The sequence below is a fragment of the Mesorhizobium sp. LNHC252B00 genome, from assembly GCF_000502955.1.
In the GTDB taxonomy this organism is placed as follows: Bacteria; Pseudomonadota; Alphaproteobacteria; order Rhizobiales; family Rhizobiaceae; genus Mesorhizobium.
In genome coordinates this window covers 90,114-112,255 of the sequence record NZ_AYWO01000015.1, presented here as the reverse complement: position 1 = coordinate 112,255, position 22,142 = coordinate 90,114, and the positions used below count along the sequence as shown (strand labels likewise).

The 22,142-nt window shown below is 61.7% G+C and carries 18 protein-coding genes, 1 tRNA gene and 5 pseudogenes; 10 read left to right on the top strand and 14 right to left on the bottom strand.

Translation table 11 applies throughout. The annotated features are described in order from the left end of the window. Window positions 1–66 precede the first annotated feature (66 nt). From X744_RS01000000169960 to X744_RS151330, 4 genes and pseudogenes are all read left to right on the top strand, one after another. A pseudogene (locus X744_RS01000000169960) lies at window positions 67–1,568 on the top strand (peptide ABC transporter substrate-binding protein). Window positions 1,569–1,732: 164 nt separating this feature from the next. Continuing rightward, a pseudogene (locus X744_RS01000000169955) lies at window positions 1,733–2,544 on the top strand (ABC transporter permease subunit); the annotation flags it as partial. 61 nt (window positions 2,545–2,605) lie between these two features. Then, window positions 2,606–3,727 carry an ABC transporter permease subunit gene (locus X744_RS151325; RefSeq protein ID WP_023760523.1) on the top strand — a complete coding sequence of 374 codons (1,122 nt, stop codon included), beginning with the start codon at window positions 2,606–2,608 and terminating at the stop codon, window positions 3,725–3,727. Between the two features lie 32 nt (window positions 3,728–3,759). Next, window positions 3,760–5,379, top strand: coding sequence for an ABC transporter ATP-binding protein (locus X744_RS151330; RefSeq protein ID WP_023760522.1), 1,620 nt, complete (start codon window positions 3,760–3,762; stop codon window positions 5,377–5,379). 47 nt (window positions 5,380–5,426) lie between these two features. Here X744_RS151330 and X744_RS151335 read toward each other — a convergent pair whose 3' ends face one another. From X744_RS151335 to X744_RS151355, 5 genes are all read right to left on the bottom strand, one after another. Then, window positions 5,427–5,771, bottom strand: a complete 345-nt coding sequence (locus tag X744_RS151335; protein ID WP_023760521.1) for a hypothetical protein — start codon at window positions 5,769–5,771, stop codon at window positions 5,427–5,429. A gap of 264 nt (window positions 5,772–6,035) precedes the next feature. Then, a complete protein-coding gene (locus X744_RS1000000175330) occupies window positions 6,036–6,233 on the bottom strand; it encodes a hypothetical protein (RefSeq protein ID WP_245266736.1) in 198 nt (65 codons plus the stop codon). Window positions 6,234–6,481: 248 nt separating this feature from the next. After that, on the bottom strand, window positions 6,482–6,703 hold the full coding sequence (locus tag X744_RS151345) for a hypothetical protein (protein ID WP_245266735.1): 222 nt from the start codon (window positions 6,701–6,703) through the stop codon (window positions 6,482–6,484). A 61-nt stretch (window positions 6,704–6,764) separates the two neighbouring features. Further along, on the bottom strand, window positions 6,765–7,064 hold the full coding sequence (locus X744_RS151350) for a DUF1236 domain-containing protein (RefSeq protein WP_023760518.1): 300 nt from the start codon (window positions 7,062–7,064) through the stop codon (window positions 6,765–6,767). 634 nt (window positions 7,065–7,698) lie between these two features. Beyond that, complete coding sequence (locus X744_RS151355) at window positions 7,699–8,685, bottom strand: TerC family protein (RefSeq protein WP_023760516.1); 987 nt, start codon at window positions 8,683–8,685, stop codon at window positions 7,699–7,701. 437 nt (window positions 8,686–9,122) lie between these two features. On the opposite strand from X744_RS151355, the gene X744_RS1000000171075 reads away from it, so the two are divergent. Further along, window positions 9,123–9,764, top strand: a complete 642-nt coding sequence (locus X744_RS1000000171075) for a hypothetical protein (RefSeq protein WP_023760515.1) — start codon at window positions 9,123–9,125, stop codon at window positions 9,762–9,764. 174 nt (window positions 9,765–9,938) lie between these two features. On the opposite strand, the gene X744_RS151360 is transcribed toward X744_RS1000000171075, so the two are convergent. Next, window positions 9,939–10,015: transfer RNA gene (locus X744_RS151360), tRNA-Pro, on the bottom strand. Window positions 10,016–10,214: 199 nt separating this feature from the next. Between X744_RS151360 and X744_RS1000000175325 the strand changes: the two are divergent. Continuing rightward, window positions 10,215–10,511, top strand: a pseudogene (locus tag X744_RS1000000175325) (phosphomannomutase/phosphoglucomutase); the annotation flags it as partial. Between the two features lie 16 nt (window positions 10,512–10,527). Next, window positions 10,528–10,866: pseudogene (locus X744_RS1000000172275) on the top strand (AGE family epimerase/isomerase); the annotation flags it as partial. Here X744_RS1000000172275 and betB read toward each other — a convergent pair. The 5 genes and pseudogenes from betB to betI all read right to left on the bottom strand — a co-directional run bounded on the left by betB (window position 10,760) and on the right by betI (window position 16,936). Further along, window positions 10,760–12,223 (bottom strand): betaine-aldehyde dehydrogenase, encoded by a 1,464-nt coding sequence (betB, locus tag X744_RS151365; protein ID WP_023760512.1) that lies wholly within the window; start codon window positions 12,221–12,223, stop codon window positions 10,760–10,762. The pseudogene X744_RS1000000172275 and the gene betB sit on opposite strands and share 107 nt — an antisense overlap. Before the next feature lie 81 nt (window positions 12,224–12,304). Continuing rightward, the gene (gene betA / locus X744_RS151370; RefSeq protein ID WP_023760511.1) at window positions 12,305–13,957 is read right to left on the bottom strand and encodes a choline dehydrogenase; all 1,653 of its coding nucleotides are present in this window, start codon (window positions 13,955–13,957) and stop codon (window positions 12,305–12,307) included. Beyond that, window positions 13,950–14,951 (bottom strand): threonine/serine dehydratase, encoded by a 1,002-nt coding sequence (locus tag X744_RS151375; protein WP_023760510.1) that lies wholly within the window; start codon window positions 14,949–14,951, stop codon window positions 13,950–13,952. The genes betA and X744_RS151375 overlap by 8 nt, the downstream gene beginning before the upstream one ends. After that, window positions 14,951–16,316: pseudogene (betC, locus tag X744_RS01000000169950) on the bottom strand (choline-sulfatase). Before betC ends, X744_RS151375 begins: the two are co-directional and overlap by 1 nt. Window positions 16,317–16,345: 29 nt before the next feature. Further along, window positions 16,346–16,936 carry a transcriptional regulator BetI gene (gene betI, locus X744_RS151380; protein WP_023760509.1) on the bottom strand — a complete coding sequence of 197 codons (591 nt, stop codon included), beginning with the start codon at window positions 16,934–16,936 and terminating at the stop codon, window positions 16,346–16,348. A 200-nt stretch (window positions 16,937–17,136) separates the two neighbouring features. Here betI and X744_RS151385 point away from each other — a divergent pair, with 200 nt between their 5' ends. Both X744_RS151385 and X744_RS151390 read left to right on the top strand, forming a co-directional pair. After that, the gene (locus X744_RS151385) at window positions 17,137–18,303 is read left to right on the top strand and encodes an acetyl-CoA acetyltransferase (protein WP_023760508.1); all 1,167 of its coding nucleotides are present in this window, start codon (window positions 17,137–17,139) and stop codon (window positions 18,301–18,303) included. 28 nt (window positions 18,304–18,331) lie between these two features. After that, a complete protein-coding gene (locus tag X744_RS151390) occupies window positions 18,332–19,336 on the top strand; it encodes an asparaginase (RefSeq protein WP_023760507.1) in 1,005 nt (334 codons plus the stop codon). Window positions 19,337–19,344: 8 nt separating this feature from the next. Here X744_RS151390 and X744_RS151395 read toward each other — a convergent pair whose 3' ends face one another. Then, window positions 19,345–20,721: a TIGR03808 family TAT-translocated repetitive protein gene (locus tag X744_RS151395; RefSeq protein ID WP_023760506.1), complete on the bottom strand. Its 1,377-nt coding sequence runs from the start codon at window positions 20,719–20,721 to the stop codon at window positions 19,345–19,347. 120 nt (window positions 20,722–20,841) lie between these two features. Between X744_RS151395 and greA the strand changes: the two genes are divergently transcribed. Further along, window positions 20,842–21,315 (top strand): transcription elongation factor GreA, encoded by a 474-nt coding sequence (gene greA, locus X744_RS151400; RefSeq protein WP_023760505.1) that lies wholly within the window; start codon window positions 20,842–20,844, stop codon window positions 21,313–21,315. A gap of 175 nt (window positions 21,316–21,490) precedes the next feature. On the opposite strand, the gene X744_RS151405 is transcribed toward greA, so the two are convergent. Next, window positions 21,491–21,877, bottom strand: a complete 387-nt coding sequence (locus tag X744_RS151405) for a type II toxin-antitoxin system death-on-curing family toxin (protein ID WP_023760504.1) — start codon at window positions 21,875–21,877, stop codon at window positions 21,491–21,493. Continuing rightward, window positions 21,874–22,104 (bottom strand): AbrB/MazE/SpoVT family DNA-binding domain-containing protein, encoded by a 231-nt coding sequence (locus X744_RS151410; RefSeq protein WP_023760503.1) that lies wholly within the window; start codon window positions 22,102–22,104, stop codon window positions 21,874–21,876. The genes X744_RS151405 and X744_RS151410 overlap by 4 nt, the downstream gene beginning before the upstream one ends. Between the last annotated feature and the right edge of the window lie 38 nt (window positions 22,105–22,142).

Sequence of the window (22,142 nt, the reverse complement as noted above, 5' to 3'; positions counted from 1 at the left end):
GATATCGGCTCCGGGGCGTCAACACGTAAAGGCGCGCCGACGGGCAGCGCCGACAGGGAGAACTTCATGCTGAAAAACATGCTGAGGGCGACTGTGTTCGCCACGACCATGGCGGTGGCAGCCGGCACGTTCTACACGCCCGCTTTCGCCGAGACCNCAGACGTGTGCTCTTCCGATCTCAGAAGACGAACCTCATTCCTGGCGCCGCCGAAAGCTGGACGGTGTCCGACGACGGCACAGTCTACACCTTCAAGCTGCGCAAGAACGGCCTCTGGTCGGACGGCAGCCCGGTGACGGCCGACGACTTCGTCTATTCGTTCCATCGGCTGGAAGATCCAGCCACCGCTGCCGAATATGCTTCCATGCTCTATCCCGTGAAGAACGCCGAGGAGGTAAACACCAAGAAGGCCAAGCCGGAGGACATGGGCGTCAAGGCGCTTGACGCAAATACCCTCGAAGTCACGCTGAAGGCGCCGACGCCTTACTTCCTGGAGATGCTGACCCACCAGGCAACCTATCCGGTTAACAAGGCGTCTATCGAAAAGCTTGGCGCCGACTGGATCAAGGCAGGCAAGCTGGTCTCCAACGGGGCTTATACAGCGGCGGAGTGGATTCCCAACGACCATCTGAAGCTGGTCAAGAATCCGAAATTCTGGGACGCCGCAACCGTCAAGTTCGACGTGGTCAACTACATCCCGACCGAGGATCGCTCGTCGGCGATGAAGCGCTTCGAGGCCGGTGAACTCGATAGTTACGGTGACCTGCCGACCGAACAGCTCGCCGACCTCAAGACCAAATTCGGCGACCAGGTCCGTGTCGGTCCATATCTCGGCACCTACTATTATGCGATCAAGACCGACAAGGCGCCGTGGGATAATGTCGAACTGCGCAATGCCATCTCGATGGCGATCGATCGCGACTTTCTCGCCGAAAAAGTCTGGCAGAACTCGATGCTGCCCGGCTATTCGATGGTACCTCCGGGCATCGAAGGCTACACGCCGGCACTGGCCAAATATGCCGACATGCCGCAGATCGACCGCGAAGACGCTGCCAAGAAGATCCTCGAGAAGCTCGGCTATACACCCGAGCATCCGTTGAAGATGGAGATCCGCTACAACACCTCGGAAAACCACAAGAACACCGCTGTCGCCATCCAGGAACAATTGAAGCCGCTTGGCGTCGAGATCACGCTGCTCAACACCGACACCAAGACCCACTACTCGTTCCTCGAGCAGAAGGGCGACTACGATGTGGCGCGTGCCGCCTGGATCGCAGATTACAAGGACCCGGAAACCTTCCTCGGCATCTCGCGCAAGGCCAGCGGCAACAACTATTCGAACTATAACAGCCCGAAATACGAAGCGGCGATGGACAAGGCGGCCGCCGCCGGCGGCAAACCCGAACTGCGCATGAAGGAACTCGCCGAGGCCGAGCGCATCCTCATCGATGATGTCGGCGAGATCCCGCTTCTCTACTACAGCTACCATGACATCGTTTCTTCGAAGCTGCATGGTTTCGACGACAATGTGATGGACATCCATCCGTCCCGCTTCATCAGCAAGGACTGATCCCTTGGCTGGGCCGCCGCGCAACTCATGCGCGGCGGTGCTGGTTTGCCATCGCATCGGCCCGGGAACCGGATCGATTTTCGACAATGTCGGTGCGAAGATTTGAACGCTAGAGCATAATCGTCCAGTTGGACGCATACTGCTCTGGATCAAGCGGGGCACCGATGCTGCGATATGTATTAAGGCGGCTTCTGACCGCCATTCCGACGCTGTTCGTCATCGTGACAATGGCGTTTTTCCTGATGCGCGTCGCGCCAGGCGGCCCGTTCAACCAGGAGCGGGGGCTGAGCCCTGAGATCAGAGCCAATCTCGAAGCTCAGTTCGGTCTCAACGACCCGCTCTGGCTGCAATTTGTCCACTATCTCGGCAATCTTTTGCGCGGCAATTTCGGGCCGAGCTACAACATGCCGGATTTCACCGTCACCGAACTCTTCGCCAAGGGACTGCCTATTTCGGTCCAGCTCGGCGCGTCGGCACTCGTCCTGGCGCTTCTGCTCGGTTCCGTGCTCGGCACCATTGCCGCGCTCAACCAGAACAAGCTTGGCGACTACACGGTGATCGCGCTGGCGACCGCCGGCAGCACGATTCCCACCTTCGTCATCGCGCCGGTGATCCAGCTTCTGTTCGGGCTGACCTGGAAACTGCTGCCGATCGGTGGATGGGGTGATGGCGCTTTCATCAACAAGGTCGGCCCGGTGCTGACGCTCGCTCTGCCGCAGATCGCCATCGTCGCCCGACTGATGCGTGGCTCGATGATCGAATCGCTGCGATCCCATCATATCCGCACGGCACGCGCGCTCGGCCTCTCCGATTGGTCGGTGGTGGTCAAGCACGCGCTGCGTGGCGCCATCCTGCCGATCGTCTCCTTCACCGGCCCGGCGGCCGCGGCTCTGCTGACCGGTTCGGTCATCGTCGAGACGATCTNAACCGCGATTATACGCTGGTGATGGGAACGGTGGTGGTGATCGCCATCTTCACCATCGTTTTCAACCTTATCGTCGACGTCATGTACGCGGTCGTCGACCCGAGGGTGCGCTATGACTGACATCGCAGCCACGGCTCCCGCCGTCATCGGCCGCTCGCTCTGGGGGGATGCCTGGGCGCGCCTCAAGGCCAATCGCGCCGCCATGTTCAGCCTCTATTATCTCGCTTTGATCGCGGTCGTCAGCGTGGTCGGCCCCTCGCTCGTGTCGCATCAATACACGACCATCTATGGTGATTATGTGCGCACGCCGCCAAGCCTTTCGGCCTATCCGAAGGCCGACACGATCGAGACGGCGCTCACCGAAGCGATCAAGCGCATGCGGGTCGACCTCAAGGAGTGGCGGCAGGAGGGCAACCAGGTCTTCGTTACCGTCAAGTCGACCAAGCCGATCGACGACCGCAACATCCGCTATCTCGATCGCTCCGATGCCTTTGACGGCACCAAGATCGAAAGCAAGTCGCCTGACGGCCTCGAAGTGACGATGAGCGCCTCGATCAAGCAGCAATACTTCCTGTTCGGTACCGACAACACCGGCCGCGATCTGTTGTCCCGCACGCTGATGGCCGGGCGCATATCTCTGGCCATCGGCCTGCTCGCCGGCATCGTGGCGGTGGTCATCGGCGTGGTCTACGGCGCCGCTGCCGGCTTTGCCGGCGGCAAGGTCGACGAGGTGATGATGCGCATCGTCGACGTGCTCTATTCCTTGCCCTTCATCTTCTTCGTCATCATGCTGGTGGTGTTCTTCGGCCGCAATTTCGTGCTGATGTTCCTGGCGGTCGGCGCAGTGCTGTGGCTCGACATGGCGCGCATCGTGCGCGGCCAGGCACTGTCGATCCGCCGGCAGGAATATGTCCAGGCGGCGGAGGCCATGGGTGTCGGCCAGCGCGGCATCCTCCTGCGCCACGTCATCCCCAACCTGCTCGGGCCCGTCGTGATCTACATGACGCTGCTGGTGCCGCAGGTCATCATCCTGGAGAGCTTCCTGTCGTTCCTGGGGCTCGGTGTGCAGGAGCCGATGACCAGCTGGGGCGTACTGATCTCGGTCGGCGCCAAGAACATCGGCACCGCCAACTGGCTGCTCCTGTTTCCCGCCTTCTTCCTCGTCTCGACGCTGTTCGCCTTGAACTTCGTCGGCGACGGCCTTCGCGACGCGCTCGACCCAAGGGATCGCTAAGATGGGGATCGATAGAGATGGGGATCACTGAGATGGCTGCTTCCGAAACGATCCTCAGCGTCAAGGACCTTCGCGTCCGCTTCCGCACGCTCGACGGCGCGGTCGAGGCGGTCAAGGGCATCAACATACATGTCAACGCGGGCGAAACCGTTGCCGTCGTCGGTGAGTCCGGCTCCGGCAAGAGCCAGACGATGATGGCGGCGATGAGCCTGCTGGCATCGAATGGCGAAGCGACAGGCAGCGTCGACTATCGCGGCCGCAACCTTCTGGCTCTGAGCAAATCCGAGCTCAACAAGGTCCGTGGCCGGAAGATCAGCATGATCTTTCAGGAGCCGATGACGTCGCTCGATCCTCTCTATTCGATCGGCAATCAGCTGATCGAGCCGATCCGCCGGCATCGCGGCTTGAATGTCGCCGAGGCGCGCGAAGAGGCGCTCAAGCTGCTGCGGCTGGTGCATATTCCCGATCCCGAGCGGCGGATGAAGTCCTATCCGCACGAAATGTCTGGCGGCCAGCGCCAGCGCGTGATGATCGCCATGGCGCTCGCCAACGATCCCGACATCCTGATCGCCGACGAGCCGACGACGGCGCTCGACGTAACCATCCAGGCGCAAATCCTGATGCTCTTGGCCGAATTGCAGCGCAAGCTCGGCATGGCGATCGTCTTCATCACCCATGATCTTGGCATTGTCCGTCGCTTTGCCGACCGTGTCTATGTCATGCGCCAGGGCGAGGTTGTGGAGGAGGGGGAGGCTGAAGCCATCTTCGTCAACCCGCAGCATGCCTATACGAAAATGCTGCTGGCAGCCGAGCCGACCGGCCACAAGGCGCCGCCGCCCGCCAACGCCCCGGTGCTGCTCGAAGGCAGGAATGTCGAAGTGACCTTCAGGATCGGCGGCGGGTTTCTTGCTGGCGAGCCGTTGATGCTGCGTGCCGTCGACCACATCTCGATCCGACTGCAGCGCAACCAGACCATCGGCATCGTCGGTGAATCCGGCTCGGGCAAATCGACGCTCGGCCGCGCCTTGCTGCGACTGTTGCCGAGCGACGGCCTCATCCGTTTCGGCGATCACGACATTTCCACTGCCGACCGACAAGCGATGAGGCCGCTGCGGCGCCAGATGCAGCTCGTCTTCCAGGATCCGTTCGGTTCACTATCGCCACGCATGACCGTCGGCCAGGTCGTCACCGAAGGGCTTCTGGTGCATGAGCCGAACCTTTCGGGCAAGCAACGCGACCAGCGCGCGGTCGAGGCCTTGCGCGAGGTCGGCCTCGATCCAAATGCCCGCAACCGCTACCCGCACGAATTCTCAGGCGGCCAGCGGCAGCGCATCGCCATTGCCCGCGCCATGATCCTGAAGCCCAAGCTGGTGGTTCTGGACGAACCAACCTCGGCACTCGACCGCTCGGTGCAAAAACAGATCGTCGAACTGCTGCGCAAGCTGCAGGCCGACCACGAGCTGTCCTACCTCTTCATCAGCCACGATCTGTCAGTCGTGCGCGCCATGGCCGACTACATCATCGTCATGAAACAGGGCAAGATCGTCGAGGAAGGGCCGACCGAGGCGATTTTCAGCAATCCGCAGCACGTCTACACCCAGACGCTGATGGCCGCGGCGATCGACGTCACACGGTTTCGGTTGAGCGCCTGAGGACCGTAGCCACCAAAAGGCGCAAAACACCAGACACGGCTGTTCACTCAGTCCGTTGACCTCGGGCACTTGTTTGCCCGAACCGCGACTAGGGCGTCTTGCTGCTGTTTCAGCCGGGCGATCCTAGCCGTTTCACGGTTGGCGACCGCGGTTTTTACACGCGAGCCGCCCGGCAGCCAGCGCGGAACGTTGGTATTCGCGATTTTGCCGCGGGTAATTGCGGTTCGCGAGATGTCGCGGGCGATGCCTCCCAGCGCACTGTTGAGCTCAGGGCACGACATCGCATCGTATTTCGCCGGATCGACAGTTCTGCCGATCGATGAACAGCCGACGACAAGAAACAGCGCAATCGTCAGGGCCGGTGGCGAGGCTGTCGTTGAATTCGAATTCATGTCGCATCCGGCTTGCCGTTACATCGAGCCCGTCATACCGCATCGAAGTACCTAGCGCTGACGGCCATTTTCGTCAAAGTTTCGCCGCGGCGCGCTTTCGCATTTTGGTTGTCTCCGACCTGGAAAGGGATGTTCAGCGGCTTCGTTCGGATCGCCTGGTCGACGTGCAAACTTCGGCGGCACGAGTTGAAAGCGGTAAGCCAGCCGCCGCACCGTTCCCGCCTCCGAAACGTCGGGCCATTCGTTCAATTTCCCCACAAATTCTCAGGCTGCTTTGGCAACGAACTTCGCCGGTTCGTCCCCGAGCACTGCCTGGGCGGCATCGATCTCGTTTTCATCGACATGCGCCGTCACCAAAATGATGCCCTCTGCAATGCTCGGATCATTCGTCTTTGCGGAACTCGTGGTGAATAGTGTGCCGAGCAGGCCGCCGGCAACGCCGCCAAGGACAGCGCCTGCCATCGCTGTTGCCGACAGTCCCGCGGCAAGAGGATTGATGGCGTGAACGGCAACTCCGCTCAACCAGGCCAACCCGCCAGCGCCAGCGCCAGCGATTGATCCCAGAGCGAGCGCCCATAGAAATCCCGCTTCGTCCCGGTAAGGCCCAATGATGGCGATCTCCACCCGAGGAATTCCAGCTCCCATAAGGTCGCCTGCGACCCGGGCAGCTTCGGCAGGCGAATCAAAAAGTCTGCTGATTGTCGCCATGGCTACTCGGGGTTTTGGCTGTTCAGATCGGAGACGAAAGACGCGGCGATCAGGTCGTCGCCCTGAATTCGCCCCTCGCGGTCCTCCATCATGGCCGCGACTTTCTGGAAGGTCTTCATTTCGCCCTTGGTGATGCGGGCCTCTTGCATCTTGGCCTTGAGGTCAGCCACGCGCATCCCCAGCGCTTGGGATATTTCAGTCTCACGGTTCATGGCGATCTGCATCCGTTTTTGCTGCGAAGCCCGTGGCCCAAAGGGCGGCGGGCTTCAGCCGACAGCGGCTGGTTCAGTCGATGATCTTGATGATCTTGTGGGTACCCGGATCCACGACAACTGTTCGGTTGTCGATCACTGTGTAGCGGTATTTGACGTTGGGGACTTCGTGAAGCTCGACCGTGTCGGGCAGCGCTGTTCCAATATTGAGTTCCACACCGGGAAGCTTCACCGAAGCGAGGGGCTGCTTCTTCACATATTCACGGATGACTGTTTCCTGCTCGGGCTGGAGGATGATGTCCTCGGCTGCGGCTGCTCCGATACCTGCAAGTAACAGAAGCGCCGCCGCCGCGGTGGTAAGATGCATTTTCATGAATTCCTCCTTTGCAAACCGACGCAGCACAACATCGTCTGCGCCAATCACTCGAACTTGGGGCAGGTGCAATCGTTCCCGGGGCTGGGCTTCGGTCGGGCGGAGCAGGGGACTTAAGTCTGATCGCAAAAGGCAATGGTCTTACCAAGGGCGTAGCCCGGAACGGCCGCTGTTTGCGGTCGTTGTCCGCTGCAAGTTGTGGGAGGAAACCGATGGAGAAGAGCGTTGGCCAGGCGCGCTGGTTGCTCGCACCAGTCTTCGCGATGGCCATCACCTTGATGGCTATTGGACTAGCCCTTGGCTGATCGTCCCGGAGATGACCCATGAAGATTTGCACATCGGCGCAGCTACGTCCCTTCCTGCGCCGATAGGGTTCGCTCGCCGGGTGGTAATCCTGGTGAGCGAACTCTCATTTCCATATGCGCCGCGACCGAGCATTTTGGCTCCTTTCGAGTGAAGGAGGCCAAGGGCCGTCGTCGGCGTCGCCGACATGATCCAACCAGTCCACGACCTTGCCGTCCTTTGATCTCCTGGAGGGTGGGTCATGGCGGTCAGCCGCATCCGGAGCAGGAACGGCGCCGGTCTGTACCTCCTCGCCGTTGCGTCGACCGGCGGACAGGGTCGACTCCCCCGTTCACGCAGACTGCCGCTGCTGTTCCCTGGTCTTGAGGAGACTCCAGACCACGCCGGCGGCGATGATCGCAAAGGTAATGCCGAGCGAGAAGGCGGCCGGGAACTTTTCAAGGCCAAGGAGATCGGCGACGAAGATCTTCGAGCCGATGAAGATCAGGACGATAGCGAGCGCGGGCTTCAGATAACGGAAGCGGTGGATCATCGCCGCAAGCGCGAAATAGAGGGCGCGAAGGCCGAGGATCGCAAAGACGTTCGAGGTGTAGACGATGAATGGGTCTGTCGTGATCGCGAAAATCGCAGGGACGGAATCCACGGCGAAGATGACGTCGGCCACCTCGACCATCACCAGCGCCATGAAAAGCGGCGTGATGAACCAGCTCGCCTGGCCTGTTCCGGGATTTGTCTTTTTGACGAAAAACCGCTGTCCGTGGTGCTCTTCGGTGACCCTAAAGCGATTGTGCATGAAGCGGAAGAGGACGTTCTTGGACAGGTCGGGTTCTGCCTCCTTGACGATCAGCATCTTGATGCCGGTGATGATCAGGAACGCGGCGAAGATATAAAGAACCCAAGCGAACTCGGCGACCAGCATCGCGCCGACACCGATCATAATGGCACGCAGCACCATGACGCCGAGGACGCCCCAGAAGAGCACCCGGTGTTGGTAGATGCGCGGCACAGCAAAGAATGAGAATATCAGGGCAATTACGAAGATGTTGTCGAGCGCCAGCGTCTTTTCGACGACGAAGCCTGTCAGATAGGCGAGGCCGGCGTCGGCGCCGAGATACCACCATACCCAGCCACCGAAGGCGAGCCCGAGCGCGACATAGAGGGCAGAAAGCATCACGCTTTCGCGGACGCCAATTTCCTTGTCCTGCCTGTGAAGAATTCCAAGGTCGAATGACAGAATAGCGATAACGAGGACAAAAAAGCTCGACCACATCCAGAGCGGTGTCCCGAGCCATTCGATGAACAAGAATGAGAAACTCAAGGGCAATCCCCTGTCAGCACGGCTGTCAGAAAATCGGTCCGACATCGTAAGAGTGCCGAGGCTCTCACCAGAGGGGCCCGGACCAGCGGGTTGGTAACCCACTTGGGAACTCATTTCTGGCGGTCAAGGGCCCGGCGGGACTTTTGCTGGGGCCGGAAGAGTACGGCCTGGAGTTCAACTGGGGTTTTGCCATGAGGCTGGTCCGACGGGCTAAAGCCTTGCGTCGGAGCAAGATGCGCGTTTTTCATCTGACCAGATCCCGTAGGTGGCGCTGGCAAAAGGGAATCCGATTTGGTGAGCTGACCTGCATTTCGGAAAGAAAGGCTTGCCCAAACAATGGGTAGAGCTCCATCCAATTCCTGGATCAGGGAACTTGCTTCTTCCCGTGAAATACCGGAAGAAAGATGATCGACTGAGGATTGATTCGGAGCTTGCGAATGCGCGGGGTGCGAGCGGCTGTGGCTGCACTGGTCCTGACCTGTTCCATCACTTCCGCTCTCGCCGACAATTCTCCCTTCATCTATATTGCTACCGAAGATCCTTTCACCGTCGGTCAACCGGCGAAGAACGACGTGTATTTTTTTGGCGGCGTTTTTGCGGCCGGATCATTTGGGAACACAATCAACGTATTCGGCGCCGACTATACGAACAACTACATAATCGGCGCTGCCTATGGTCGCGATTTCGTCGATATGGGCGCTGGTTTCGTTCTTGACGGTGTGACCGGGGCTGCCGTAAGATTTGGCGAGGACGACGACACGTCAGGAGAAGTTTGGGCCGGGGTTAGGGTTCGTCACCAGGGCCTTGTCATCGGCGATCTGGCGATTGCGCCCGCAGTGACGGCCGGTTTGAGTGCGGTTACGGGCACCACCGAGATCGAACGCGAACGCGAAATCTATTACGATGGCGACGCGTCTTTGCTTGGTTTCATCGGCGCGGAGCTTTCCTTCAGGCTAAGGCAAGCTCCCAATGTCGAGCTTGTCTATCAACTCCACCACCGATCCGGCGCCGGTGGTACGTTTGGAAATATGGGAGAGGGTTCCAACGCGAATACTGTTGGGCTTCGTTATCGCTTCTAGCTGACGCCTCAACGCCCCCCGACACTCTGGACCGGCGCACCTTCACAGCCTTCGTTGGCGAAGCACGACCCCGATCGGGTGGCACACGTCGCCAGGCCGGCAGAACTCAGAGCGCCGGCAGGTCTCGCGCTGTGGGGTATCGGGAGAAACAAATACCTAAGTATCTGTTTTTTCTGGTCGGAGTGGCAGGATTTGAACCTGCGACCCCCTCGTCCCGAACGAGGTGCGCTACCAGACTGCGCTACACTCCGTGACCAGACCGCGGGCTTATAGCCGCCACACCTCGTTCCTGCAAGCGGCAATGGCAGCACTTCTGTCGCATTTCATCCCTTTCGTCGGGCATTTCCGCAAAGCTCGGATTTCGGTCCGCGATAAACGTGGCTTAAAGCCTTGCGTCCTAAGCCGCGGGCCTCGATATCAGTACTTTTCCGCCTCTTGGAGTTTCCGGTCTTGCCCTTGAGGATCGTTGGCGAGGCTTGGCCAACAGTTTCGAATTCGAGACCGAAGCGCTGATCAAGGCGCCCGGCTTTCGCGAATATATTGCGCGCTGGCGGTTCGGCCATCCCCGCTCCAAGCTACCACCGGAGCTCAATCTAATCGGGTCCGGCCACTCGGCATGGGGCTTGGCACGCTGATTCGCCGTCCCGCGCCGGACCGATATCGTCACCGGGCATGACCTCCGCTCCAACTTGCTGTCGTTCAAGCGGGCGCTGGTGTCGGGCTGGGGCTGCCGGCGCGCGGATCCGTCGCAATGGTCACGGCCGCGCTAGACGGTTCGGGTGGCGCCGACCTCAAGCCGGAAATCGAGGCACGCGTTGGTCGCCTGTTCCGCTGGCACATAGACCCGGCGCCGCTCGGCCCGTGGATCGACCGCATCGACGAGCGTGGCCGCTCGCTGGCGATGGATGGGCCGGCGGCCAGCATCTTCTATCATCTGGTCTGTGCGGAGACGCAGTATCTCGAGAGCAGAGCTGAAAAAAGCCGCGTAGATCGGCTCAATACGGGCTCGCCACGTCGCCGGTCTCGACATAGATCGACTTCAGCTGCGAATAGAGCGCCAGCGCCGCCAGCGAATTCTCGCGACCGATGCCGGACTGCTTGAAGCCTCCGAACGGGATTTCCACCGGTGTCAGATTGTAGGCGTTGATCCAGCAGGTACCGGCCTGCAGCTCGGCAATGACGCGGTGGGCGCACTGCAGGTCGCGGGTGAAGACACCGGCGGCGAGGCCGAATTCGGTGTCGTTGGCGCGGTCGACCACTTCGTCCTCGCCGTCGAATTTCAGCACGCTCATCACCGGCCCGAATATCTCCTCGCGGGCGATGCGCATCGTGTCGGTGACGCCGGTGAACACGGTCGGCTCGACGAAGAAGCCGCCCTGGAAACCCTGCAAAGAAGGCACGTTGCCGCCGCAAGCGAGTGTCGCGCCGTCCTGCTTGCCGATTTCGATATAGCCGACCACCTTGTCGTGCTGCGCCTTGGAGACCAGCGGCCCCATCTGGGTTTCGGGATCGAGTGGGTCGCCGATGCGGATTTTCTTCGTCCGCTCGACAAGGCGTTCGACGAAGCGGTCGTGGATGCCGCTTTGCACGAAAACCCGCGTACCGTTGGAGCAGATCTGCCCGGTCGAATAGAAATTGCCGAGCATGGCGCCGCCAATGGCATTCTCGATATCGGCATCGTCGAAGACGATCAGCGGTGACTTGCCGCCGAGCTCCATCGTCGCATGCTTCATCTTCGAGCCGGCGAGCGACAGCACCTTGCGGCCGGTCGGCACCGAGCCGGTCACCGAAACCTTGGCGACGACATCGTGGCCGACGAGCCCGGCGCCGACATCGCCATAGCCCTGCACGACGTTGAACAAACCGTCGGGCAGGCCGGCCTCGCTGTAGATCTCGGCCAGCGCCAGTGCCGACAGCGGGGTGTTTTCCGACGGCTTGAACACCATCGCGTTGCCCATGGCGAGCGCCGGTGCCGATTTCCAGCCGGCGATCTGGATCGGGTAGTTCCAGGCGCCGATGCCGACGCAGACACCCAGCGCCTCGCGCCTTGTGTAGGCGAAGGGCCCGCCGAGATCGACCGACTCGCCATTGTAGGCGGCAACCGCACCGCCGAAATATTCGAGGCAGTCGGCCGCCGACGGGGCGTCCGCCACCAGCGTCTCCTGGATTGCCTTGCCGGTGTCCAGGGTCTCGATGCGGGCGAGGTCGGCATTGCGGGCGCGCAAGATGTCTGCGGCGCGGCGCAGGATGCGCCCGCGCTCGACCGGCTTCAGCCGCGCCCAAGCGGGCTGCGCTGCCCGCGCTGCCTCGACGGCGAGTTCCAGCACGTTCGGCGTCGCCGAGCGCAGCATGGCGATGGTCTCACCGGTTGCCGGATAGATGACCGGCAGCGGCGCGCCGCCTTCGTCCTCGATGTAGCGTCCGTTGACATAGTGCGATGCCGTGGGCTGGGCGCGCATGGGAGGTCTCCAATTGGTCTGCGCCCCCCAAATGGGTGGCTCGCTCTATCGGGCAGCTCGATCTGTCTGGTGGATCATGCTCTATCTGTCCGACGCCTGCCAGCGTGGATTGATCCATGGTTCCTGGTTGGACGGCGCCAGCGGCGTGCGGCCAAGGATGTGGTCGGAAGCCTTCTCGCCGGTCATGATCGATGGCGCATTGAGGTTGCCGTTGGTGACACGCGGGAAGATCGAGGAATCGGCGACCCGCAAGCCATCGACACCGATGACCCGGCACTCCGGATCGACCACGCTCATCATGTCGTCGGCGCGGCCCATCTTGCAGGTGCCGCAGGGATGATAGGCGCTCTCGGCGTGGTCGCGAATGAAGACGTCGAGATCATCGTCCGATTGCACTTGGCTGCCCGGCGAGATTTCTTGGCCACGATAGGGATCGAAAGCCGACTGGCCGAAGATTTCGCGCGTCAGCCGGATGCAGTGGCGGAACTCCGTCCAGTCGTCTGGATGCGACATGTAGTTGAAGCGGATCACCGGCTTCGATTTCGGGTCCGGCGAGCGCAGCGTCACCGAGCCGCGCGACTTCGATCGCATCGGCCCGACATGTGCCTGGAAGCCATGCGATTTGGCCGCTGCCTTGCCGTCATAGCGGACCGCGGCCGGAATGAAGTGGTACTGGATATCAGGGTAGTCGACGCCGGCGCGCGAGCGCACGAAGGCGGCCGCCTCGAAATGGTTGGTTGCGCCAAGCCCGGTCTTGAAAAACAGCCATTGCGCGCCGATGCGCGCCTTGGAGAACGGGTTGAGCACCGAATTAAGCGTGATCGGCAGCAAGGATTGCTGCTGGATATAAAGCTCCATGTGGTCCTGCAAATTGCGGCCGACGCCAGGCCGGTCGGCCAGCACTGGAATGCCGTTCTCGCGCAAATGCTCGGCCGGGCCGATGCCCGAAAGCATCAGGATCTTGGGTGAGTTGATCGACGATGCGGCGACGATCACCTCGCGTCGCGCCTTAACGACCTGAACCTGTTTGTGAGCTTCGATCTCGACGCCGATGGCGCGTTGATTCTCGATGATCACCCGCCGCGCAAAGCCTTTGACCAGACTCACATTTTTGCGCGCGAGTGCCGGCTTCAGATAGGCCGATGCCGCCGACCAGCGGCGGCCGCCGCTGATGGTTTGCTCCATCGGCCCAAAACCTTCTTGCTTGGAACCGTTGTAGTCGTCGGTCAGTTCGAACCCGGCCTGGCGGCCGGCCTCGACAAAGGCACCGTAGAGCGGATTGCGGCGCGAGCCGCGCTGCACATGCAGCGGCCCGCCGTGACCGCGCCAGCCATCCTCGCCGCCGTCGGAGTCCTCCATGCGCTTGAAATAGGGGAGCACATCGGCAAAGCCCCAGCCGGCCGCACCCTCTTCGGCCCAATGGTCGAAGTCGCGCGCATGGCCGCGCACATAGACCATGCCGTTGATCGAGGACGAGCCGCCGATGACCTTGCCGCGCGGCGTCGCCAGCACGCGGCCGCCGAGATGCGGTTCCGGCTCGCTGGCAAAGCCCCAGTCGTAGAGACTCATGTTGAGCGGTATCGACAGGGCCGACGGCATCTGGATCAGCGGCCCGATATCGCTGCCGCCGAATTCGATGACGATGACCGAATACTTGCCGTCCTCCGACAGGCGATAGGCCATGGCCGAGCCGGCGGAGCCGGAGCCGATGATGACGAAATCTGCTTCAAGCATGGTTCATATGCGCCATAAAATCGGCGAGCGAGACATTGCCGCCGGTAGCCACAACAAGGACGGTCTTGTCCTTCACATCCACCTTGCCGCCGAGCAGTGCCGCCAGCGACGCCGCGCCCGACGGTTCGAGCACCAGCTTCATGCGCTCGAAGGCGATCCGCATGGCGCGCCGTACCGATTGATCATCGACGGTGACGCCGCGAACACCGGCGGTCTTGACCGCCGCGAACGGCGCGTCGCCCGGCCGTCGCGACATCAGCCCATCGCAGATCGACTTCGGCCCGATCGGCATGGTCTCGATGCTGCCATGCGCCAGCGACGCGCCCATGCCATTGAAACCTTCCGGCTCGACGCCGATGATTTCAGTGGCGGGCGACAGATAGTGGAAGGCGAGTGAAACGCCGCCGATCAACCCGCCGCCACCGACCGAGCATGACAAGACGTCGGCGCTGGCACCCTTGGCCTCAAGCTGGTCGAGCGCTTCGAGGCCGGCGCCCGCCTGGCCGGCGACAATCTCCGGATCGTCGAACGGATGCAGCAGGGCCAGACCTTCGGTCTCGGCGATCTCGCGCGCCTTAGCGGCGGCAACCTCTTCTCGCGCGCGCTCGCCATGGTCGGTCAGCACGACGCGGGCGCCATAGCCCGCCGTTGCGTCGCGCTTGGCGGCTGGTGCGTCGATCGGCATGACGATGGTGACGGGAATGCCAAGCGCCTGGCCGGCAGCCGCCAGCCCTTGCGCGAAGTTGCCGGAGGAGTAGGCGACGACGCCCTTTTTGGCTTCATCGGCCGAAAGCTGCTTCAGACGCCAGTAGGCGCCACGCACCTTGAACGAGCCTGCCCACTGCAGCGATTCCGGCTTGATGAAAACACGAGCGGCACCGGTTTCTCTGGCCAGTGCCGCGGATTCCAGCAGCGGCGTGATCTGCGTCGCCTGGGAGGTAACGGCATAGGCCTGTCTAAGGTGATCGAGGGAGGGGACGAGCGCTGTTGTCATCATTCGCCCCGCGGATACCTTTTGCTCTCTTCGAGATTGTCGAGGTTCATGTGGTTTCGCATGAACCGCTCCGAAGCCTTCTGCAGGGGCTGGAAATCCCAGGGGTAATAAGCGCCGTTGCGCAGCGCCGGATAGACCACCCAGCGACGCGCCTGGCTTTCGCGCACGGCGGCGTCGAAGCCGGCCATGTCCCAGCGCGCCCGGATCTTGTCCATGAACGCCACCACCAGGCCGGCATGGACGGGATCGTCGGCCAGATTGTTTCGCTCGAGCGGATCGGCTTCGAGATCGAACAGTTGAGGCGGATCGAGCTCGCAATGGACGAATTTGTATCTGCCTTCACGGATTGCAACGAGTGGCGCGGAAGAACCTTCGGCGGCATACTCCATCAAGACAGGTGCGGTGCGCTGCCCGCCATTGGCGAGCGGCAGCAGCGACTGGCCGTCGGTCCACGGCGCGATCGCGGCGATGTCGATGCCGGCGAGGTCGCAAAGCGTCGGTGTCACGTCAAGATTGGAAACCGGCGCCTCGATCAACCCGGCCGGTACGCCCTTGCCGGCAATCATCAGCGGCACCCGCGCCGAACCCTCGAAGAAGCTCATCTTGAACCACAGGCCCCGCTCGCCGAGCATGTCGCCATGGTCCGAGCAGAACAGGATGATTGTGTCGTCGGCCATGCGGGTGCGCTCGAGGACGTCCAGGAGCTCGCCGAGCTTGTCGTCGACATAGGAGATGTTGGCGAAATAGCCGCGCCGCGAACGACGCACCTGCTCCGGCGTGATCTCGAATGAGGGATAGTCGCTGGCGTGGTACAGCCGCCGGGAATGCGCGTCCTGTTCGTCAGGAGCGATGAACCCGGTTTCCGGATCCAGCGCCCGGCAATGCTCATAGAGATCCCAATACTGCTTGCGCGCGACATAGGGATCGTGCGGGTGCGACAACGAGACGGTGAGGCACCAGGGCCGATGGTTCGCATCGTCCTGTTCGCGCGCAAGCTGGTAGAGCTTTTGCGTGGCGAGGAACACGACCTCGTCGTCATATTCCATCTGGTTGGTCGTCTCGGCGNAGCTGATCCGGCCCGACGAAATGCATCTTGCCCGACAGGCAGGTGTAGTAGCCGGCTGCGCGCAGATGATGGGCGAAGGTCGGGATCGATGAGGCGAATTCAGCCGCATTGTCATAGACACCCGTGCGCGACGGCAATTGCCCGCTCATGAACGAGGCACGGCCCGGCGCGCAGAGCGGCGATGCCGTGTAGTTGTTGGCAAAGCGCGCCGAACGTGCGGCCAAGGCTTTCAGGTGCGGTACATGCAGAAACTCTGCCGGGCCGTCCGGAAACAGGGTCCCGTTGAGCTGATCGACCATGACGATCAGGAAATTGGATCGCTTCGTTGTCACTGTTTGCGCCGATCGCCAAGTTTGGTTTCGAGATAGTCCTCGACCAGCGCGATGGCGGTCGCGGCATCAGGCACGCCGTCCTTCAACGCCCGCCTGATGTAGAGCCCATCGATCATCGCCGCCGTCGCCTCGGCGACGCGGTCGGCTTCGGCCCTGGGCAAGATGCCGGTCAGACCGCTCATCAGGTTCGAATGGAGCCGCCGCGCGTAGACCCTGAGCAGCCGGCGCAAGGCGGATGACTTCTGGGCCTCGACATAGAAGGCAAGCCAGGAGGCGATGGTTTGCGGCTGGAACTGAATGTCGGAGAAGTTGACGGCGACTACCGCCGAGACGCGTTCGCGCGCGGTGCCGGCCGAACCAAGGGCGCGCAACGTGTCGGCGGTCAGTTCGGCCAGGATATGGCGCATCGTCGCCAGCAGCAGCTCATCCTTGGCGCCGAAATAGTGATGGGCAAGGGCCGATGAAACGCCGGCGCGCCCGGCAATCTCAGACATGGTCACGTCGAGCGAGCCACGCTCGCCGATCGCCGAGATCGTCGCGTTGATCAGCGCCTTGCGGCGCAGCGGTTCCATTCCGACTTTCGGCATTTCGCTATGTTCCTTTAAAACAGGATTATTTTTTATTGACGGGTCAATCAACAAAAAAATCGACGCTGGTTTCGTTTGTACCAAGCGATTATCGGCTTGCAGCCCTTCACGAAGCGAGCAGGACTGTTTATCTTTGAACAATAAATGCGAGGTGCGCCAGCCAGCCACGTGCTAGGCTGGCGCCAAGGATGGAGACCGCCATGACCGCATGTATCGTTGGCTGGGCGCATTCGCGCTTTGGTAAGCTCGAGGGCGAAACGCTCGAGAATTTGATCGTCAAAGTGGCAACGGACGCGCTCGACCATGCCGGCATCGGTCCTGACGAAGTCGACGAGATCGTGCTCGGCCATTTCAACGCCGGTTTTTCGGCGCAGGATTTCACCGCCAGCCTGGTGCTTCAGACCGACGACCGGCTGCGCTTCAAGCCGGCGACGCGCGTCGAAAACGCTTGCGCCACCGGTTCGGCGGCGGTCCGGCAAGGCATCCGCGCCATCGACGCCAGTGCTGCCCGCATCGTGCTGGTAGTTGGCGCCGAGCAGATGACGACGACGCCCGGGCCGGAGATCGGCAAGAACCTGCTCAAGGCGTCCTATCTGCCCGAGGATGGCGACACGCCTGCGGGTTTCGCCGGCGTCTTCGGCAAGATCGCGCAGGCCTATTTCCAGCGCTATGGCGACCAGTCGGACGCGCTCGCCATGATCGCCGCCAAGAACCACAAGAACGGTGTCGACAATCCCTATGCGCAGATGCGCAAGGATTTCGGCTATGAGTTCTGCCGCCAGGAAAGCGAAAAGAACCCTTTCGTTGCCGGTCCCCTAAAGCGCACCGACTGCTCGCTGGTCTCCGACGGCGCCGCCGCCCTTATCCTCGCCGACACCGCGACGGCACTGAAGATGCGCCGCGCCGTTGCCTTCCGCGCCAACGAACATGTGCAGGATTTCCTGCCGATGTCGAAGCGCGACATCCTTGCGTTCGAAGGCTGCGAACAGGCTTGGAACCAGGCGCTGAAATCGGCCGGTGTGACGCTCGACGATCTCTCCTTCGTCGAAACGCATGACTGCTTCACCATTGCCGAACTGATCGAATACGAGGCGATGGGTCTGGCCAAGCCGGGAGAGGGCGCCAGACTGGCGCTGGACGGCACAACGGCCAAGGATGGCCGCCTGCCGGTCAATCCGTCCGGCGGGTTGAAGGCCAAGGGCCACCCGATCGGCGCCACAGGCGTGTCCATGCATGTCTTGACCGCCATGCAGCTTGTCGGCGAGGCCGGCGGTATCCAGGTGCCCGGTGCAAAACTCGGCGGCATCTTCAATATGGGCGGTGCGGCGGTCGCCAACTACGTTTCAATATTGGACCGGATCAGGTAGAAGCAGCCCGTATTTTTGCGGGGTAGCCATGACAAATCCGGTTCTGATCGAAGTGTTGCGCGGCGCGCTCGTCGAGAGCGCGCATCGTGGCGCGGTCGCCGTCTTCGATGCCGATGGCAAACCGGTTTGGGAGATTGGCGACACGGCCAAGCCGGTGTTTCCGCGCTCCGCGGTCAAGGCGATCCAGGCATTGCCGCTGGTCGAAAGCGGCGCGGCCGACGCCTATGGCTTCGGCAACCGCGAACTGGCGCTCGCCTGCGCGTCCCATTCGGGCGAGCCGGCGCATGTCGAACTGGCGCGATCGATGCTGGCCAAGGCCGGGCTGGACGGCTCGGCACTCGAATGCGGCACGCATTGGCCGTCCAATCATGACGCCGAGATTGCACTCGCCCGCGCCGGCGGCTCGCCGAACGCATTGCATAACAATTGCTCCGGCAAGCATTCCGGGTTCCTCTGCACATGCGTCCACGCCGGCATTGCGCACCGCGGCTATGTCAAGCCGGGGCACGGCCTGCAGGAGATGGTGCGAGACGCCATGCACGCGGTGACGGGCGCTGTCCATGGCGCGGACGAGCGGGCGACCGATGGCTGCTCGATCCCGACCTATGCGGTGCCGCTCCGGAGCTTCGCGCTTGGCTTTGCCCGCATGGCAACGACAAATGGTTTTGGTCCCGAGCGAGCCAAGGCCGCGAAGCGTCTGCTGGCTGCCTGCATGGCCGAGCCGTTCTTCGTTGCCGGCACCGGCCGCGAAGACGTCGCGCTGATGGAGGCCGCACCAGGGCGGATTTTTACGAAAGGCGGCGCCGAAGGCGTCTATTGTGCCGCAATTCCGGAACTTGGTCTCGGCATTGCACTCAAATGCGATGATGGCGCCGGCCGCGCCGGCGAAGCCATGGTTGCCGCCGTTCTTGCCAAACTGCTGCGCGCCGACGAGGCCCTGGCGTCAAAGCTAAGCGCACTGGCAAAGGTGCCCATCAAAAGCCGGAACGGTGCCAAGGTCGGGGCGCTGAGGCCCACCGGCGCCTTGCATTAAACCGGCCGTCAACTGACGTGATTGCGCTCGACGGTCAGATGCGCATATCCGCTATCGTTTGACGAGGTGAGATCGCCTGTCGCCGGCTTGGCCCAGCGCTGGCCAACAACGGCGCCGTTCAGCGCGCTGTCAATGACATTGTCTGAAATGACCGCTGTGCCGGCGCCCTCGACCACCGACACGACGATGCCGGTTCCAACCTTGCGGATGATGTTACCGGTGGCGACGACATTGCGCAGATACGGCCCCCAGCCGATCTGCATGCCGTAGAGCGGCGCGTTCTCGATGACATTGTTGGAAACGGTCGTGTCGGCCTCGACGCCAATGCCGACGCCGAATCCAGGCGAGTCGGCGGGGTAGGGGCCGTTGGTCGACAGATTGCGTACGATGTTGCCCGAACAGACGCCCATCCGCCCGCCTTCGTTGAAATTCACGATCGAGATGCCGTTGGCGGCCCCATCGACGATGTTGTTGCTGATGATGGCGCCTTCGAACGAGAACTCGGAGTAAACGGCTGTTTCGCCGGAACGCGAGCAGGTATTGCCCGATATCTGCAGATTGCTGGCGCTGTTGGCGCGGATCGCCGAGAAGGCGCAGTCGGACACGATATTGCCTGAAATGACTACATTGCCGGCCCGGAAGGCATTGATGCCATTGCCGTTCTGACCGGTCCCGCCGCTGCGCGCCTGGATCCGTTCGACGCGGTTGCCAGTCACTATGGTGCCATCTTCCGCCGCCTGCCAGCGGTGCACGAGAATGCCGCCATTGGCGCAGTCGGAGACGGTGTTGCCCGTGATCGCCAGCCCGCCGGCCTCGACCGAATAGATGCCGGCATCGGCAGCCCCCGATATCTCCGAGCGTTCTACACGCCCCGTCGCGTGCTCCAGCGCCAGTCCGTTCTTGCCGCTGCCGGTGATCTGGCAATTGTCGATGACCAGATGCGCGACCCGGCGCAGATCGAGCAGCCCTTGCGCATGATCGCCCATCGAGCGGTTTGCGCCGTCGAAGACCAGCCCGCCAAGTTCGATATGGTCGGCCTGCTCGGCCATGAACAGGTGACCGTCGCCGCCATAGACGATGCGCGTTGCGCCCGGCACGCCGGAAAGACGCACGCGACTGGGCAGCGAGATGTTGGATATGACATAGGTGCCCGGCGGCAGGAACACCGGTATGTCGCGATCGTTTGCGTCGCGCAGCAGCTTGGCGAAGGCCTTGCTCTGATCGTCGAGGATGCCGGGCTGCACGCCAAGTTCCGTGGCATTGATCGAGCCGCGCATAGAGGCCTTCTCGATACCGGTCAGGCTCGCGGCCACCGCCTTGCCAAGCGAGAGGCCGACGACGGCAAAGCCGGCGGTTCCGATCAGCAGCGTTCGTCTGTTCAACATCGGCACAGGTCCTGGTTTTTGACCCTTGCACCGCAGGAATCGTGCCAGCCGGTCCGCCTCTCCGGTCGAGGGCAACGACAATCGCTTGTCGAGTAGCCTTTCCGCGCCTAAGTTCAGGGAATGAGCAGAGCTTTCACTCGCGAGGAAGACAGCGAAAACGCCATTGCCGGCGTCGGTGAGCGACCGATCAGTCACCACCGCAATCTGGTGACGGAGCGCGGCTTGGCGCAGATCGAGGACAATCTTTCCGATTTGCGCGATATACTGGCGAAAGCCGAAAGGAAGGCAGACCGCGAGCGCATCGCGTTGGTCTCACGCGACCTACGCTACTGGACCGCCCGACGTGAAAGCGCCGAACTCTCCGTGCCGGAACCGGGCAGCGACCTTGTTCGCTTCGGCATGGGCGTCACGCTTGAGGGCGATGATGGCAGGAAGGTGCACTGGAAAATCGTCGGCGAGGATGAGGCGGATCCGGCAAAGGGCACGATTTCGCACGTATCCCCAATGGCGGTCGCTCTGTTCGGCAAGAAGGTCGGCGACGTAGCCGTGGTCAACGGCAAGGAATGGGAAATCGTCAAGCTTTCCGACAGCTAGTGCATGTCGCTCAAAAGTGGCCCCGGTTTTGAGACAACGACATGCATGGAAACAAAGACCTAAAGCGCGGTGCATGAATCCATTTCGACGCGACGCGCTTTANTTTGAGACAACGACATGCATGGAAACAAAGACCTAAAGCGCGGTGCATGAATCCATTTCGACGCGACGCGCTTTAGTCTTCGAGCTTGACGACATGGTCCCGGAAGAAGGCTGCAGCTCCGGCCTCATCGATTTCGCCAGCGGCAACCATCAAGACCAGCTGAATGACGTCCTGCTGGTCGGCCTCGATGCTTAATCCGTTGAAATAGAGAAACAGATCGGCTGCGGCAAAGGCGGTGCGCTTGTTGCCGTCAACGAACGGGTGGTTCTTGGCAATACCGAACAGGTAAGCGGCCGCCAGTTCGCACAAATCCGGATCGCCATAAATCTCCCGCTGCTGAGGACGGGAGAGCGCCGATTCCAGCATACCCTCATCTCGTATACCTGCCGCTCCGCCGTGCAGCCGCAACTGCTCGGCGTGAAGTGACTCCACGAACTCCCGCGAATGATGCTCAGTCATTTCGCGAGCGCGCGGTAGGCAACCTCGTACTTTTTCATCCGCTCACGCGCGATCTTCATCTTGCGCTCGAATTCCTCGGCGCTGTCTTCGGTGCGACGCAAACGAAGCTCTTCGCCTTCCTGAACGATGACGATGCTGTCGCCTGCCTTCATGTTCAGACGATCGAGCAACTCCTTGGGCAGGATCACGCCTTCGGAATTACCGATCTTGCGAATTGTGGTGTTCATGATGGATTATCCTGTTGCAACGTCGATTATAACGCAAT